The organism is Halogeometricum sp. S1BR25-6 (genome assembly GCF_031624495.1).
Lineage (GTDB): Archaea > Halobacteriota > Halobacteria > Halobacteriales > Haloferacaceae > Halogeometricum > Halogeometricum salsisoli.
The window spans coordinates 518,534-534,254 of sequence record NZ_JAMQOP010000001.1 but is presented as its reverse complement, the minus strand read 5'-3'; the positions used below and the strand labels follow the sequence as shown (position 1 = coordinate 534,254).

Annotated in this window: 17 protein-coding genes; 8 read left to right on the top strand and 9 right to left on the bottom strand. The window is 68.7% G+C overall.

The features are described from left to right. Window positions 1-9 precede the first annotated feature (9 nt). Window positions 10-1,173, top strand: coding sequence for a M24 family metallopeptidase (locus NDI76_RS02785; protein WP_310922490.1), 1,164 nt, complete (start codon window positions 10-12; stop codon window positions 1,171-1,173). Window positions 1,174-1,209: 36 nt separating this feature from the next. Here the strand turns inward: NDI76_RS02785 and NDI76_RS02780 are convergent, their stop codons facing one another. Beyond that, window positions 1,210-1,455 carry a DUF7533 family protein gene (locus NDI76_RS02780; RefSeq protein ID WP_310922489.1) on the bottom strand — a complete coding sequence of 82 codons (246 nt, stop codon included), beginning with the start codon at window positions 1,453-1,455 and terminating at the stop codon, window positions 1,210-1,212. A 167-nt stretch (window positions 1,456-1,622) separates the two neighbouring features. Between NDI76_RS02780 and NDI76_RS02775 the strand changes: the two genes are divergently transcribed. Further along, on the top strand, window positions 1,623-3,485 hold the full coding sequence (locus NDI76_RS02775; RefSeq protein ID WP_310922487.1) for an SLC13 family permease: 1,863 nt from the start codon (window positions 1,623-1,625) through the stop codon (window positions 3,483-3,485). A 1-nt stretch (window position 3,486) separates the two neighbouring features. On the opposite strand, the gene NDI76_RS02770 is transcribed toward NDI76_RS02775, so the two are convergent. Next, window positions 3,487-4,131 (bottom strand): DUF502 domain-containing protein, encoded by a 645-nt coding sequence (locus NDI76_RS02770; protein WP_310922485.1) that lies wholly within the window; start codon window positions 4,129-4,131, stop codon window positions 3,487-3,489. A 148-nt stretch (window positions 4,132-4,279) separates the two neighbouring features. On the opposite strand from NDI76_RS02770, the gene NDI76_RS02765 reads away from it, so the two are divergent. Then, window positions 4,280-4,909 (top strand): riboflavin synthase, encoded by a 630-nt coding sequence (locus NDI76_RS02765; RefSeq protein WP_310922484.1) that lies wholly within the window; start codon window positions 4,280-4,282, stop codon window positions 4,907-4,909. A 33-nt stretch (window positions 4,910-4,942) separates the two neighbouring features. Here NDI76_RS02765 and NDI76_RS02760 read toward each other — a convergent pair whose 3' ends face one another. Beyond that, window positions 4,943-5,953, bottom strand: a complete 1,011-nt coding sequence (locus NDI76_RS02760) for a PrsW family intramembrane metalloprotease (RefSeq protein ID WP_310922483.1) — start codon at window positions 5,951-5,953, stop codon at window positions 4,943-4,945. A gap of 106 nt (window positions 5,954-6,059) precedes the next feature. On the opposite strand from NDI76_RS02760, the gene NDI76_RS02755 reads away from it, so the two are divergent. The 3 genes from NDI76_RS02755 to NDI76_RS02745 all read left to right on the top strand — a co-directional run bounded on the left by NDI76_RS02755 (window position 6,060) and on the right by NDI76_RS02745 (window position 8,227). Next, entirely contained in the window at window positions 6,060-6,437 is a 378-nt protein-coding gene (locus NDI76_RS02755) for a DUF7532 family protein (RefSeq protein ID WP_310922482.1), read from the top strand. Next, window positions 6,434-7,891 (top strand): ribonuclease FAU-1 family protein, encoded by a 1,458-nt coding sequence (locus NDI76_RS02750; RefSeq protein WP_310922481.1) that lies wholly within the window; start codon window positions 6,434-6,436, stop codon window positions 7,889-7,891. Before NDI76_RS02755 ends, NDI76_RS02750 begins: the two co-directional genes overlap by 4 nt. A gap of 66 nt (window positions 7,892-7,957) precedes the next feature. Further along, on the top strand, window positions 7,958-8,227 hold the full coding sequence (locus NDI76_RS02745; RefSeq protein ID WP_310922480.1) for a HalOD1 output domain-containing protein: 270 nt from the start codon (window positions 7,958-7,960) through the stop codon (window positions 8,225-8,227). A gap of 694 nt (window positions 8,228-8,921) precedes the next feature. Here the strand turns inward: NDI76_RS02745 and NDI76_RS02740 are convergent. From NDI76_RS02740 to NDI76_RS02725, 4 genes are all read right to left on the bottom strand, one after another. Then, window positions 8,922-9,254, bottom strand: a complete 333-nt coding sequence (locus NDI76_RS02740) for a NifU family protein (protein WP_310922479.1) — start codon at window positions 9,252-9,254, stop codon at window positions 8,922-8,924. A 107-nt stretch (window positions 9,255-9,361) separates the two neighbouring features. Then, a complete protein-coding gene (locus NDI76_RS02735; protein ID WP_310922478.1) occupies window positions 9,362-10,846 on the bottom strand; it encodes an LVIVD repeat-containing protein in 1,485 nt (494 codons plus the stop codon). A 126-nt stretch (window positions 10,847-10,972) separates the two neighbouring features. Continuing rightward, complete coding sequence (locus NDI76_RS02730; protein WP_310922477.1) at window positions 10,973-11,944, bottom strand: ROK family protein; 972 nt, start codon at window positions 11,942-11,944, stop codon at window positions 10,973-10,975. A 127-nt stretch (window positions 11,945-12,071) separates the two neighbouring features. After that, window positions 12,072-12,530 (bottom strand): universal stress protein, encoded by a 459-nt coding sequence (locus NDI76_RS02725; RefSeq protein ID WP_310922476.1) that lies wholly within the window; start codon window positions 12,528-12,530, stop codon window positions 12,072-12,074. A gap of 220 nt (window positions 12,531-12,750) precedes the next feature. On the opposite strand from NDI76_RS02725, the gene NDI76_RS02720 reads away from it, so the two are divergent. After that, entirely contained in the window at window positions 12,751-13,491 is a 741-nt protein-coding gene (locus tag NDI76_RS02720; RefSeq protein WP_310922475.1) for an SDR family NAD(P)-dependent oxidoreductase, read from the top strand. A gap of 90 nt (window positions 13,492-13,581) precedes the next feature. On the opposite strand, the gene NDI76_RS02715 is transcribed toward NDI76_RS02720, so the two are convergent. Further along, entirely contained in the window at window positions 13,582-13,962 is a 381-nt protein-coding gene (locus NDI76_RS02715) for a DUF5611 family protein (protein WP_310922474.1), read from the bottom strand. 115 nt (window positions 13,963-14,077) lie between these two features. Continuing rightward, window positions 14,078-15,226, bottom strand: a complete 1,149-nt coding sequence (locus NDI76_RS02710; protein WP_310922473.1) for a DUF7093 family protein — start codon at window positions 15,224-15,226, stop codon at window positions 14,078-14,080. A 126-nt stretch (window positions 15,227-15,352) separates the two neighbouring features. Here NDI76_RS02710 and NDI76_RS02705 point away from each other — a divergent pair, with 126 nt between their 5' ends. Then, window positions 15,353-15,652, top strand: a complete 300-nt coding sequence (locus NDI76_RS02705) for a DUF6432 family protein (protein ID WP_310922472.1) — start codon at window positions 15,353-15,355, stop codon at window positions 15,650-15,652. Window positions 15,653-15,721 lie beyond the last annotated feature (69 nt).

Genomic DNA, 15,721 nt, shown 5'->3' with positions numbered 1-15,721 from the left:
CGAGACGGCATGGAGGAATCCGACCCGCTTCCCGCCCCGTCGACGGACGTCTCGTTCCTCGACGGGGCGCTCTCGGCGGCGGACGCCGCGGCGTTCGTCGCCGTCGGCGGCCGCTCCGACGACGACCTGCGGTATCTCACGCGCTTTTCGGGACCGGACCGCGACTACGCGTTCGTCCGCGCGGCGGGCGAGGCCGTCCTCTGCGCACCGAGCCTGTTCGCCGAACAGGCCGAACGGGAGTTCGATGGGACGGTACGGACGGAGAGTCAGTCCGACCCCGCCGGCGTCCGCGCGGCGGCGGCGCTCTCCGCCCTCGGCGTCGACTCCGGGACGGTGCTCGTCCCGCGGCGGATTCCGCACGACGCCGCGGTCCACCTCGAACGCGCGGGCTACGACCTCGAATCGACGACGGCCGTCGCCGACGCCCGCCTCGTGAAGACCGACGCCGAACTCGACTGCCTCCGGCGAGTCCAACGCGCCGCCGTCCGCGGGATGGCCCGCGCCGAGGAGATACTCGCAGCGGCCGAATCCGACGGCGACGAACTGCTGTGGGAGGGGGCGCCGCTGTCGACCGAACGCCTTCGAAGACAGGTGAACGCCGAGTTCGCCGCCTACGGCGTCCGCGACGCGGGCAACACCGTCGTCGGCGCCGGGCCGACCGCGGCCGACTTACACTACACCGGCACTGCCGTCCTCCGACCGGGCGAGACGGTTCTGTTGGACCTCTCGCCGCGCGGCCCGCACGGCTACTACGGCGACCTCTCGCGCACCTACGTCGTCGACAGCGACGGCGGGTGGGAGCGCCGCGCCTACGTGGCCGTCGAAGCCGCGTTGCGGGCCGCGCTGGACGAGATAGAACCCGGCGCGCGGGCCAACGACGTACACCGCGAGGCGGCCGCCGAACTCACCGCCCACGGTTTCGACCCGAACGCCGACGAGGGCGCGGCCGGGTTCACGCACGGGACGGGCCACGGCGTCGGCGTCTCCCTGCACGAGGCGCCGTCGCTACGCGAGGCCGTCGAACTGGACGCAGGAATGGTGTTCACCGTCGAACCCGGCGTCTACGACCCCGAGCAGGGCGGCGTTCGGTTGGAGGAGTTGGTCGCGGTCACGGCGGAGGGGTACGAGATTCTCCACGAGTACCCGCGGTCGTTCGCGCCGCGGGCGGAGTAGGGGACCGAACGCGGGGCCGTCCGGCCCCGCCCGCGCTCACTTCTCGTCGTCGTCGGGCGTCTTCACGGCTTTTCCGACGACCGATTCGACCACCTTCGAGGGGATGTCGCCGGGCGTCGTCACCATGCGCGGGAGGACGACCATCAGCACCGCGACGGCGAGGAGGCCGCCGCCGAGCAGTCGCTGCCCGTCGAGGAACGCGTTCAGCCCGAAGATACCGAGCGGAACGGCGAATATCAGCGTCGCCGCGAGCTGAATCGTCCCGATGATTCCCAATCGCATCGTCCGAGCGATGGCCGGCCGGGGGAAAAAGCGTCTCGGTGCGCGCGAGCGAGTCCGCGTCACACCGGAGACGGAGGGAACAGAACCGACGCGACACGCCGAATCGACGTCCGGACCGACCGGCGACGCGGCGACACGGCTAACCCGGCGGACGGAGAGATGGGGATATGGTACCGACGGCACCCCCGGTCGGACTCCTCGGCGCGGACCTCCCTCTCGGCGTCCTCGTCGTCGCCGCCGTCCTCCTCGGCACCGTCACCCTGTTCGTCACCGAGGCGGTGTCGCCCGACGTGACGGCCATCGCCGTCATCGTCGTCCTCGTCGCCCTCGAACCGTACACGGGGGTGTCGGCGGCGGCGGGGCTGTCGGGGTTTTCGAGTTCCGCGACGGTGACCGTCATGGCGATGTACGTCCTGAGCGACGGCATCCAACGCACGGGCGTCGTGCGCCGCCTCGGCGTCGAAGTCGCCCATCTGACGCGCGGGAGCGAGAACCGACTCCTCGCGGCCGTCATCGGTCTCACCGGCCCCATCGCCGGCATCGTCAACAACACGCCGGTCGTCGCCGTCTTCATCCCGATGGTGACCGACCTGGCCAACGAGGCGGGCGTCTCCCCTTCGAAACTGCTCATCCCTCTCTCCTACGCGTCGATGCTCGCCGGGACGCTCACCCTGTTCGGCACCGCGACGAACCTCGTCGCCTCCGAACTATCGGCCGAACTCATCGGCCGGCCGTTCGGGGTCTTCGAGTTGACGCCGCTCGGCGTCGTCGTCTTCCTCGTCGGCGCGGCGTACCTGCTCACCGTCGGGAAGTGGCTGTTGCCCGCCCGCGTCCCGCCGGGATCGCGCACCGAGCGATACGAGGTGCAGTCGTACCTCGCGCGCGTCCTCGTCACCTCGCGGTCACCGCTGGTCGGCGCGTTCGCGCAGACGGTCGCCGAGGACGCGCGTCGCGACTTGGGACTGGACGTGCTGGACGTTGTGCGGGGCGGAGAGCACTTCGTCGCCGTCGACTCCGACAGGGAGTTGGAAAGTAGGGACGTCCTCACCGTTCGAGGTGACCCCGCGACCATCCAGCGGTTCGTCGAGTTCGCCTCGCTGCGCCGACTGCCGCGGGCCGCCGTCACGGACGCCGAACTCGACAATCCCGAGCGCAGCACGCTAATCGAACTCGCCGTCCCGCCGGAGTCGGCGCTGGAGGGCGAGACGGTCGAGAGCGCCCGCCTCCGCGAGCGCTACGACGCCACCGTCCTCGCCGTCCGACGGGCCGGGGGCGAACTCGTCCGCGACGGCATCGGCGCGACGGAACTGCGCGGCGGCGACGCCCTCCTGATGCAGACGACCGAGCGGGCCGCGGAGTTCCTCGCGGAGAACGACGACTTCGTCGTGACGAACGAGGCGTTCGACGAGGTGATGGCGCGGGCGCGCGAGGGCGGCGTGAGTCGGACCGCCGTCGCCGCCTTTGCCGTCCTGTTCGGCGTCGTCACCCTCGCCGCGTTGGACGTACTTCCCATCGCCGTCGCCGCCCTCGCGGGCGTCGTCGCCATGGTCGTCTCGGGCGTCCTCTCGCCGAACGAGGCGTACGACGCGGTGAACTGGAACGTCGTCTTCCTCCTCGCGGGCGTCGTCCCCCTCGGCATCGCCCTCCGGGAGACGGGGGCGGTGGCGCTCGTCGCCGATTCGCTCGTCGTCGCGACGGCCGGCCTCGCGCCCGTCGTCGTCCTCGCCCTGTTCTACCTGCTGACGGGCGCGTTCGCCAACGTCATCACGCCCGTCGCCAGCGTCGTCCTCTTCTTACCCGTCGCCGTCTCGACGGCCGCCCGCGCCGGCGCCGACCCGTTCTCGTTCGCCCTCGCGGTGACGTTCGCGGCGTCGACGGCGTTCACGACGCCCGTCGGCTACCAGACGAACCTCATGGTGTACGGCCCCGGCGGCTACCGCTTCTCGGATTACGTCCGCGTCGGCGCGCCCCTGCAACTGCTGCTCGCCGTCGTCACCTCCGCCGGTATCGCGCTGTACTGGGGACTTTAGGTCACCTGACGACGCCCTCGGGCAACTTCTCCTCTTCGACGCCGAGGCCCGTCGTGACGACGAGGCGGAGGCCGCGCCGGACGGACATGTCCACCTCGAACACCTCCTCGGGCGGCGCCATCACCAGCGTCCCCGCCGTCGGGTTGGGGCTGTGCGGGACGAACACCGTGAGCAGTTCCTCGGAGTCGGTCGCCGACTCGGCTGACCGGGGAGCGTCGTTCGTCACGAAGCCGATGGCGTACAGACCCTCGCGAGGGTACTCCACGAGGACGACGTGGTCGAAGCCGTCGCTCTGTCTGGACAGCGACTCCGAGACCTGTCGGACCCCGAAGTAGACGGTGCGGACGAGAGGGATGAGGCTGACGCCGCGCTCGAACCCCCCGAACAGGCGGCGGCCGAGTTCGCGCGAGGCGACGTGGCCGACGGCGACGAGCGAAACGGCGAGCAGCATCGCCGCCAGCAGTTGCGCGAGCAGCAACTCGTCGCCGGTCACGTTCGTCAACCCCGCCGTGTTCACGATGGGGTTGAGGATGATGGCCGTCAGGCGGTCGAAGACGAAATCGAGGATGAACACCGTCACCGCCAGCGGTGCGACGAGGAACAGCCCCGCGATGAAACTGGTTCGGAGCCGTGAGAGGAGCGTCATTGTGAGATGCGTTGGCGAGTGACGACAAAAGCGTATCCCGGCCTGAGAGTGTGCGGGCCCGGAACGTCGACCGCGATTCACCCGCCGACGGCGGCCCGCGGCGGACCAAACTCGTGATGCTTTTCACGCGCGGGACGCGACGGGAGGTATGTTCACCGGAATCGTCGAGTGCACCGGCGTCGTCGTCGCCGCGACGGACGACGAGGGCGGCCGGCGCCTCCGCATCGCCCCCGAAGCGGCGTTCGAGGACCTCCGCCACGGCCAGTCCATCGCCGTCGGCGGCGTCTGTCTCACCGTCGAGGAGTTCTCGGTCGGCGCGGACGGGGAGGGGGGCTGGTTCGAGGTGTTTCTCGCCAGCGAGACGGTCGAGAAGACGTATCTCGGAGACGTGGGAGAGGGCGACCGGGTCAACCTCGAACGCGCTCTCAGGGCCGACGGCCGCCTCGACGGCCACATCGTGCAGGGGCACGTCGACACGACGACGACGGTGACCGGAATCGAACGCGTCGGCGACGACTGGTACTTCGAGTTCGACCTGCCCGAGTCGATAGCGAACTACGTCGTGGGAAAGGGCTCCGTCTGTCTCGACGGCATCAGCCTCACCGTCGCGGACCGCCACGAGGGCGATTTCGCCGTCGCCGTCATCCCGACGACGTACGAGGTGACGACGCTCTCGGAGAAGTCGGTGGGCGACCCCGTCCACGTCGAGGTGGACGTGGTGGCGAAGTACGTCGAGAACATGGTGTCGGGGTACGCCGACGCGCTCCGAAGCGACTGAAAACGACCGAGAACGCCGAGGCGACCGACCCGACTACTCGAACTCGGTCTGTTCCGACTGGATCGACCCGTCGTCCTGCATCGGCGTGTGCGCCCGCCGGTACGCCTGCCGGTACCGTCGAATCTTCCGGATGAGGTAGAGGCCGAAGATGCTGTCGTAGATGAGGACGTACGCGAGGAACGCCCAGAGACCGCTGAGCGGCGTGAACGTCTGGATGAGTCCGGCGCCGATGCTCACGGTGGCGTTGTACGTCGCGTGGACGAACGCCGCGATGAGCAGGCCCTTGACGACGATGGGGCCGCGGTTCTCGCGGTTGAACTTCGCGAGTCCGAGGTAGTAGCCCGCGATGGCGGAGTAGATGACGTGCCCCGGACCCGCGAGGGCGCGGACGGCCGTGATGCCGCCGCCGGCGCCGATGAGGCCGAGGCCGAACTCCAGTCCGTCGCCGCCCTGCGGGAGTTGGCGGGTGATGTAGAGGGCGTTCTCGATGACCGCGAAGCCGAGACCCGCCATCGCACCGTAGACGGCGCCGTCGACGACGGCGTCGAACCGGTCGTCGGTGTAGGCGTACAGGCGCACCGCGAGGAGTTTCACCGTCTCCTCGACAGGGCCGACGACGAGGTAGAAGAACAGTATCATGCCGAGGCCGCCGAGCGCCTGGAAGTACTGCTGGAGGGCGCCGTTGAGGACGGCGGCGAAGTTGGCGGTCAGCACGCCGAGGAGGAACGTCCCGACGAGGAGCGACAGCGGTTCGTTCGTCGTCGCGTCGGTGTAGTAGACGTAGCCGGCGAGTCCCAGCGCGGGAATCGCCGAGAGGGCCGTGAGCAGGCCTATCTCGGGGGTGGTGAGCGCCGCGAACCCGCCGATGGCGAGGAGGAGTATCAGGGCGAGGAGGACGACGACGATGCGGGCCGACGCGGTGAAGAGGCGATACAGCGCCACGGCGAGACCGTCGACGGACGTCCGCTCCTCCCACGTGGAGACGTCGTAGAGGTCCGTCGAGGGCTCCGATGCTCGTTCGACCGGGTCTCGTCTCTCTGCCATCTCGCCCTGACAATACAATGGGCACCCCGTAACGTCTTCGGCCGACCGCGGCGTCGGCGGCCGAAAACGGGCGCTTGAAAGGGTGTGGGAACCTACTCCCGACGACATGCACTTCGACCAACGCACGCAGGCCGCCCTCCGCGACGCCGGCCTCACGACCGAGGAGATTCGAACCGCCTCCGACGCCGTCGCCGACGCGGTCGAACGCGACGCCGAGACCATCCGCGCGTTCTTCGAGGACGGCGGAACGATGTACTCCGACATGGAGATGGCCCACAGCGCCGACGAGATACAGGAACACGAGGTGGAGTTCGTCGACCTGTTCACGCACGGCAGCGACCTGCGGGGCTACCTCCGCTTCGACTCGTGGGGCGTTCCCGTCGAGGGCGGACGAGTGTTGAACGACGAGACGGTCGAACTGTCGCTCGGACCGACCGTCGACGCCCGCGTCCGGTTTGCCCGCGACCCGGACTCGTTGCGATGAGCGAGGAGGAATCCGGGCCCGCCTCCGAACCCGAACCCGAGTCCGCGCGCGTCCGCGTCCGCGGCATCTACACGACGGCCCTGACACGCCTCCTGTTGGAGGCCGGCCACGAGGTGGTGCAGGCCTCCGAACCCATCCGCGACCGCTTTGAGGCGGAGTTCGAGGACGGCCACCACGAGGTGACGGCGGCGACGACGGACGACCGGCGGGGAGTCGGCGTCCACGGCGACGCCGACGCCGTCGGGTCCGTGACGGACCTACTCGGAGCCGTCGGTATCGATACGTTCGTCTGGGCCGACCCCGCGCCGCCGGGCGCCGTCTTCGACGCCCGCGTGACGGAGACGAAAGGCTCCGGAGCGGTCTGCTCGCTCGGTGAGTCGGAGGGCTTCCTCCCGTTCCGCGAGGCGGACGAACGAATCGAGGAGGGCGACGCCGTCCGCGTGCAGGTTCGCGACCCGGAACCGCCGTGGAGCGACCGGAGAGCGTCGCTCGGAACCGGCGTGCGCGCCGGCGCGGGACTCGCGACGCTGGTTCGCGGACGCGACGGCGTCACGGTGGACACCCGCGACGACGCCGCCGGACGCGAACTCGTCGGCATGACCGACTTCCTCTCCGTCGACCTACCGGAGGGATGGGGCATCGAGTGGTCGCACGCGGCCACGAAGGCCGACATGGACGCCCTCGGCGCGGCCCTCGAACGCGCAGTCGACCGCGCCGAAGCGATGGACGACGCCCTCGCGGACGCGGACGACGACCCCGAACCGCTCCGGCGACTCGCCGTTCCCGGGGCGGGCCGGTGGGTCTGGTTCGGTCGCGAGTCGCGTTTCGCGTTGGACGAGCACCGGCGGGACGTGGAGACGACGATGCCGGGTCACCACCGGACGAAAGCCTCCTGCGAGGCCGCCAGCGCCGGGGTGGACTTCGTGGAGGCGATGTGCGCTCCCTCGGGGGAGTTCCCGTTCGGCGTGGTGACGCGACAGTTCGGTCCCGTCGAGGGTGACAGGGTCGCCATCGGGCACGGCAAGCCCGACGGGCGGGCGTTCCAGTTGGGCCGGGGCGAGGTGGTCGAGTGGGACGCCGACGGAACTCTCTCCGTGGAGCGGTCGCTCTCCGGCGGCGGGACGTACGACGCCCTCGGAACGCCGCGGGAGTCGGGCGACACCGCCCTGACGAAGTTCCGCGAGGGTCGGTGGTGGTATCCGACCGTCTACCGGAGCGCCGACGGCGACCTGAAGGGGACGTACGTGAACGTCTGCACGCCCGTCGAGTGCTTCCCCGACGAGGCGCGCTACGTCGACCTGCACGTCGACGTGATAAAACACCCCGACGGGACGGTCGAACGCGTCGACGACGACGAACTGGACGCGGCGGTCGAAGCGGGGAACGTCGGCGAGGACCTCGCCGAGAAGGCGCGGTCGGTGGCGTCGAGTCTGGAGAACGCGCTCTCGAAGTGAGAGTCGGTCGCGGGAACGACGAACGAACGCGAATTATTTGTCGGGCGGTTGCGAGGAGTTAGTGGGATGGATGAGACGCCGGACGACGCGATAATTCAGCGACAGCTACGGACGAGCGCCGAGGAGCCGGCGGTACAGGTGGCCGAAATCGTTGCCGAGTTGGAGGGAACCGCTGCGGACCGACTCGAACCGACGTATACGCAGATCGACCACATGCTGGACCACCTGTTCTCGAACCCGCCCGCGCCGGAGGCGCAGGTGGAGGTGACGTTCACCTACGAGGGCTACCGCATCACGGTCGGACAGAGCGGACGCGCGCAGTTCGTGAAAGTGTGAGCGGGCGAATCGGAGGTGGAGAGCGGTTAGCGAGCCGAAGATCTATTTCTGTTGCAATCAGTGGTACTTGACACAGACCGCGTGTTGACTACAGAGGACGTATTCAGCACGCCACTGCGATTCGTTTCACGCCGTTGATTGCGAAACAGCCGTTCAGTAGAGACGTGCGTATTCAGAAAGAAACAGTGTCTCCGTCCGATGGAACATGTTGCCGTCCGCAGTTTGAACACCGATAAACGGACCGCCAACCTCCGCCAGTCTCAAATCGCCTCACATAGGACTCAATTGCCCCGCATTCAGGACACTTGGTGGGAAGAGTAGAAGCCCCGTTCATTGGCTGTCTGTACGAATTGTACTGGTAAGTAACCTTTCTTCACCGAACGATTCGTACCTCCCCTATTCTGAGCGATTCAATTCTCTTACAGCAGGTGCCGAGTCCGTGACCGATTTGCGCTCTCTATTCAGCACAGCCCTAGCAAACTATCAGCAACCGAGCGTTTCAACGTAGCCGAATTCCGTATTGCACGCTCGCCGTGGATTTCGGCGAGAAGCGGCGGCTAATGGAGACTCCGAGCGGTCGTACCGCGGCGAGCGAGCGCCAGCGAAGCGAGTCGCGGCTTTTTCCCTCCAGGCTTTTGGCGGGGGTCGAGGCGACGGCTTCGCCGTCGTCGAGGACCCCGCCAAAAAGGTGGGTTTAGAAGTGCCCCGTGTCTTCCTCGCCGTACTGGAGTTCGCCGCCGCGGCCGCCCTCGACCGTGCTGGCCCCGTGGTCGCCGGAACTCGGGACCTTCACCTGCACGTCGGTCACGTCCTCGAAGTCCATGATGAGGTCGGATTTGATGTTGTTCGCGGTGATGTTCGAGATGCCGCACCCCGAACAGGCGCCGCCGAGTTCGACGACGACTTCGCCGGACTCGGGGTCGGCCTTGCGGACGACGCTGTCGCCGCCGTGCATCTGGATGATGGGCATCTGGCCGACCATCCAGTCCTCGATACGCCGTTTCAGCGAGTCCCCGTCGTCGGTCATACCTCCCTCTTCGCGCCCCACACTTTGATGCCTTCCGGTTACCGTCAGACGCTCGGCGCGCGGACGGATGTCTCTCACGTTCTATCGCTCGGATTCGGGCGTTGGGGTCACTCCCGCCGGACGCGCCGGCGGAGTCGCCACGCGGCGAGGCCGAGTGCACCCGCGGCGGCCCCCGCGCCGAATCCGGGTGCGGACGCCGACGCGCCGTCGTCCGTCTCTGCGGCGCGTCCGTCTGACGACGTCTCTGTCTCCGTCCCCGTCACCACGAGCGACTCCGTCTCGCTCGCTCTCTCGGGGGCGAGCGACGGCGCCGAGGCCTGTTGGCCCGCGTGGTCGGGGAACGTGTACAGGCGGCCCGGCACGTCGCCGACGCCGCGACTCGCCCCGACGAAAAAACCCTCCTGCGCGCCGGGTTTCGCGAGGCGGGCGGTCCAGAACGACGCTTCGTCGGGCATCCGCCACCGCGACAGTTGTTCGGGGTTCCGCGGGTCCGAGACGTCGTGGCGCTTGACGCCGCCGCGGTACCACGAGGAGTACAGGCGGCCGTCGGCGAGCTCGAAGTTGTGCGCGGTGGTCCAGACGCCGCCGTACGTCGGGTCCGGTGACGGCGGCGGGTCGATGGTCGATAGCTTCTCCGGCGCGGCGGGGTCCGACACGTCCCAGAGGTCGATGCCGGAGGGGCCGCCGACGAGGCGCGACTCGGACTCTTCGCTCCCGTCGCCCCCGCCGACGCGTCGCGCCCACGACTCCCTCCCGACGGCGAGGAGCGTCCCCGATTCGTCGGTGGCGACGTAGTGGTGGTTGCCGGGCGGGAGGATACCTCCGCGCCCGTTCTCGGCTGTCGAGGCCGCGAGTTCGGTCGGGTCGGGAACCGCGACGCCGCCGACGCGTTCGGGGGCGGCCGGGTCCGACACGTCCAGAATCCACGTGCCCGCGTCCCAGTGGGCGAGGTAGGCGGCGTCCCCGCGGACGTACACGTCGTGGACGGACCGACGCCCGTTGCGCACGTCCGCCCACGCGCCGTCGACGTCCGTGAGCGTCCACTCCGAGAGCGTCTCGCCGGAGTCGAGGTCGAGTATCACGAGGGCGTTCGTCTCGCCGTCGTTCTTCGTCAGGTACGCCAGGCCGTCGCGCGCGAAGCAGTTGTGAATCGGATAGTCGGTCTCGTGGAAGGCGACGCGTTCGGGCGCGGCGGGGTCGGTAACGTCGACGACGAGGACGCCCGCGACGGCGCCGGGGAGGGGGTTCGCCGGGCCGACGACGACCAGCGTCTCGGAGTCCGTCGCGTCGAGTTTCACGTCGTAGATTCCGCGGAGGGGTCCGGACTCGTGGTCCGCGAGGGGTTCGCGCACGTCGGCGAGGAGTTCCGGGCGGTCGGGAACGGAGACGTCGACCGTCGCGTACCCGGTGCTGGTGGCGAGGTAGGCGACGTTCCCGTCCGGCGAAGTGACGGCCTCCTTCGTCCCCGGAACGTCGACGTGGCCGTACGGTTGGTACGGGCCGGGATGGACGGCCGTCGGCGTCGCGGCGGCGGGGAGGAGGGCGGTCGCACCGGCGAGCGCCCCGGTGCGGAGGAAGTCGCGGCGGCGCATGCGCCCGTTCGGAGTTCGAGCGGGATAAGTCGGCGGTTCGAGCGACCGGGTCCGTTCGAATCGTCGCCCTACAGACGAGACCGGTCGCCGGTCCCACCTGCGGGACCACTCGTGAATTTTCGCGCCCTACAGGCGCGAACGGTCACCAGTGCCCCCGGTCAGCGCACTCGCCAACGCGCCCTGCACGACGACTTCGTCGCCGAGCGTCGTCAGTTCTATCTGCGGGACGTTCACCATCACCATCTCGTCCATTCGCTCGCGGATGGGGTCGAGGATGAGGTCGGGGTTGTTGAGCGCGACGGCGCCGCCGACGTAGATGGTGAGCGGAGCGTACGCGTGGACGATGTTGGCGATGCCCATCGCGTTCCAGTGGCCGACCTGGTCGACCACGTAGCGGGCGAACTCGTCGTCCTCGGCGTGTTCGAAGATATCCACCGCCGAGAAGTCGGGGTCTTCGATAGGGAGGACGGTGTCGATGCTGCCGTCCTCCTCGTAGAGGAACTTCGCGTACCGGGGGATGTTGTTCCCCGAACAGTACGCCTCCCAGTGACCGTCGTGTCCGCATCCGCAGGTGAGCTCGCCCTGCGGGTCGAGCGTCATGTGTCCGACTTCGCCGGCGTTGCCGTCCCACCCCGAAAGTACGTTGCCGTCGACGCAGACGCCCGCGCCGACGCCGGAGGAGATGGTGACGTACACCATGTCGTCGGGGTTCCGTTCGGAGTGGAACCGTTCGCCGATGGCGCCCGCGTTCGTGTCGTTGTGGAGGTAGACGCGGTCGGTGTCGAGGAGGACCGAGAGCGGTCCCGTGAGCGGGATTCTATCGATGGTGTCGGGGAGGTTCGCGGGGTTCTCGACGGCGCCCTCGGCGAGATCGAGGGGACCGATGGAGGCGACGCCGGCGGCGACCACCTCGCCGGGGTCGATGTCCGCGTCCGAACACGCCTCGCGGACGATTCGGAGGATCGCCTCCGTGATGGCGATACCGGTCGGACCGCGAGGCGTCCCGTCGCTGCGACTGCTGAGGACCGTGCCGTCTTCGTCGGCTACGACCGCGCGGACGTTGGTCGCCCCGAGATCGACACCCACGTAGTAGGCCATTGTACCGATACCCGTTTGCCCCGCACTTAACTAAGAGGTTTCTCACACGAATCCGAGTTCGATTTGCACGCACCGAAGGCGTCGCACGCGTCGGGGACGCGACCCCTGCGTGCGGTCACGTCCTGACTCACTTCGTGTCCGCGCGGACGAACGTGACCGGGCAGGGCGCAGAGAGCATGACCTCCTGTGCGACGCTGCCGAAGACCGCCTTCCCGGCGGGCGACCGGCGGCGGCCGCCGACTATGACGCGGTCGGCGTCGACGTTCTTCGCGAGGTTCACGATGGACTCCCCGTGCTCGCCGACGCGTCCGCGAATCCCGTATTCGACGCCGGCCTCGTCGAGTTTCGCGACGAGTTCGCGGACCGTCGAGTGTCGCGTCGCCACGTCGTCCGGGGTCACCTCGTCTGCCGTCCGGTCGAAGTCAAGGTTGTCGAGGGCCGAATCATACTCCTCGCGCGTGAAGACGTGTCCGAGGATGACGCGGGCGCCGGTCGGTCCGGCGACGTCTATCGTCTCCTCGGCGAGTCGGTCGAGTCGGTCCGCGTCTCCCGGGCCGATGGCTAACAGGATGGTCTTGATGGCCATGGCTCCGACATCACCGCCCGACGACTTAGCTGTAACGATTATTTACCCAGATTCGAGATAAATCTTCAAGCGGGTCGCTACCGGTCGTGGCTTACGGCCTCACATCACGTGCGACTGCCATGTAGCTTTCTCCGGAACGACGCGGGCGGGTCGGTCGGAAAATCGACGGCCGCCGGTTCCCGGGCGACGGCGTAATGTGGTTTCCCTCTAAGGGGCGGACGTGCTTTCACCAGAGTTGGACGATCGCGTCGCGTTGGTCACCGGGAGTTCGGGCGGTATCGGTCGGGCGATAGCCCTCCGCGCCGCCGCCGCCGGCGCGTCCGTGGCGATACACTACCACTCCAGCAAGGAGGCGGCCACAGAGGCGGCCGCCGAGGCCCGCGAACTCGGCGCTCCCGCCGCGACGACGGTGCAGGGGGACGTGACGGACCCCGACGGCGTCGACGCGATGTTCGACGCCGCCGAGGCGGAACTGGGGAGCGTCGACGTGTTGGTGAACAACGTCGGCGACTTCGCGCCCGCCCACTGGGAGGAGATAGCGTTCGAGACGTGGCGGCGGGTCGTCGAGACGAACTTCTACGGGACGGTGCTCTGCTCGAAGCGCGCGCTCCCGGGAATGCGTGAGCAGTCGTGGGGGCGCATCGTCAACGTCGGCTACGCCGGCAGCGAGAAGGCGCTCGTCCACCCGAAAAACTTCCCGTACTTCGTGGCGAAGACGGGCGTGTTGATGTTCACGCGGATGCTCGCGGCGGACACGCAGGACGACGGCGTGACGGTGAACGCCGTCTCGCCGTACGTCGTCGAGACGTCCGACGAGTTCCCCGAGGACGCCCCCCGAGGCCGGTGGGCGACCGTCGACGACGTCGCCCACGCCGTCTCCTTCTTCTGGGACGAGGGGTCGGAGTACCTCTCGGGCGAGAACGTCGAAGTCGACGGGGGATGGCTCCCCGAACGGCTCTGATCGGAACGTTCGCGGCGGGAGACGGTCGCTCCGGGATGGCCGACGGCGCGGACGAAGGCGTCGCTCGCGCGGAGAAGGGACTCGCTCGGTTCAGTAGTCGGGGGACTCGTCCTCGACGGACCGCTTCAGCGAGTCGCGGCGCGACTTGGCGTCCCGGCCGGTCGCCTCGAGGAGGAACGTGTTCTTGGCGTCGACGGCGTCGCCGGCCGCTTCGAGTTCGTCGGGGCCGAGTTCCGTCGGGTCGCGTTCGTGGAACTCGACGGCGAGTTTGTCCTTCTTGCCGCTGTACTCGACCGCGCCGGCGACGATCTTCTCGAAGACGGGGTTCGAGGGTTCGCCGACGACGTAGAGGTCGCTGCCCTTGTAGTCCATCGTCTCGGTGATGGGTCCGAACATCTCCTCGACGTACGACTCCATGTCGGGTACTCGCTCGTCGAGGGTCTCGCCGCGGCGCATCTTGTACTCCTTCATGGCCCGTCGTTTGACAGGGGACGGTTTACCTGTTTCGTCCCTCGTCGCTTCTTATGCCGTATAAAAGCGTCTCGCGCCCCTATAAGACGTTTACAAGTGAGGGCGGCGAGTCGAACTACAGTCGGCGCTCGCCGATGTACCCCTGTCGACACTCGGGGCAGATGTCGCCCGCGCGCATCGAGGAGACGCCCGCACCGCGAGCGTGTCCGCAGTTCGGACAGTAGAACTCGACCCGGTCGTCGGGCACGTCGGGTCGGTCCTCTCGCGGCTCCGCGCTGGTGGATTCGTCGGCGGCGGCGGTGCCGGCGTCGGAACTCCCCCGGTCGGCTCCGTCGGACGACCGGCCGTTCGCCTCGGGTGCGAGTCCGCCGAACGACACCTCCGCCGGCGCACCGTCGGACGGTTCCGCGTCGAAACCCTCGTCCTCGCCGTTCTGGACGGGCCAGGTGGTCTGTCGCTCTTCGAGGTCGGTCCGTTCGGGCCACTCTCCGTGGCCGCGGTCACCGGGGATGTCGGCCGCTTCCTCGTCGGCGTCGATGAACTCCGCGTCGTCGGTGACGGGTTCGTCCTCCTCGGCGGGCGGGTCGGTCGGGACCGGTTGTCCGTCCGCGGACTCCTCGGCCGCGGCGTCCTGCATCGTCGGGTCCCGCGCCGTCGGGTCCCGCGCCGGCGGGTCTCCCGCCGCCGACTCTCGGGCCGCCGTCGCGGGGTCGGCGCCCGCGTCCTCGGGCCACTGCGTCTCGTCGCGTTCGGTGTCCTCCTCGCCGAGGATGACCGCGTCGTCCTCCTCGGGGTCCGACGGGGGTTCGAAGTCGTCGTCGTTGAACGACTCCGAGTCGGCGTCGGTCTCCGCCTCGGGGTCCGGGGCGGCGTCGGGGGCGTCGGCCGTCTCGGTCGAGTCGGGGACGTCGCCCGCGGCCTCCGGCGAGAACGGGTTCGGAGCGTCGCCCTCCGACTCGGCCTCAGGGACGCGGGCGTCGGGGTCGTCGACGGGGGAGGTCTCGGGACCGGCCGGGGCGTCGTCGGCGGCCGCGGGGTCGGCCGCCTCGGGCGCGGCGTCGGATTGGCGGTCCAGTCCGACCTCCTGCGCGCTTCGGATGGTGGTGACCTCCTTGTTCTCGCTAACGACGTGTTCGGCCCCGCACTGCTGGCACACCTGAATCTCGCGGATGGTGACGACGACTTCGTCGCCCCGCTCCTCACGGTCGCGTTCTATCTCGGGGTCCCCGTACTGATGCCCGAGTAGACGGCACTTGAGTCCCATTACCCGGTGTTCGGAAACTCAGCGACTAAAATGTACCCCCTCGCCGTCCGACGCCGGTCGTCCGGTGTGCCAGTCGGGAGCACGGCTGGGGGACAGTATAAACCGACCGCGGACGATGTACCGACCATGAGAGCGCGGCGGGAGTTTCGAAACCGGCGGGATGTAGAGGTCGACCTCCTCGACGCACTCGTCGACCGGGCCGAGGAGGGCATGACCGTCTTCGAGTTGCGCGCGGCCGTCGACGCGGACATCGACACCATCGAGGAAGCCCTGTCGGCGCTGAAATCCGACGGACTCATCTCGGTCGACAGCGGCGAGGACCGCGTCGTCATCCTCCCGGCCGACCGAGTCGTCCCGGACCCGACGGCGGAACCGGAGGGGGAGCAGAGCTTCATCGACGCCGTCCGCGAGAAGTTCGGGCTGTGACTCGGCGCGCGTAAGCGGAAACGGGGCATTCGAGACGGCCGCGTGACGTGGACGTTTTCAGGCCCGAGC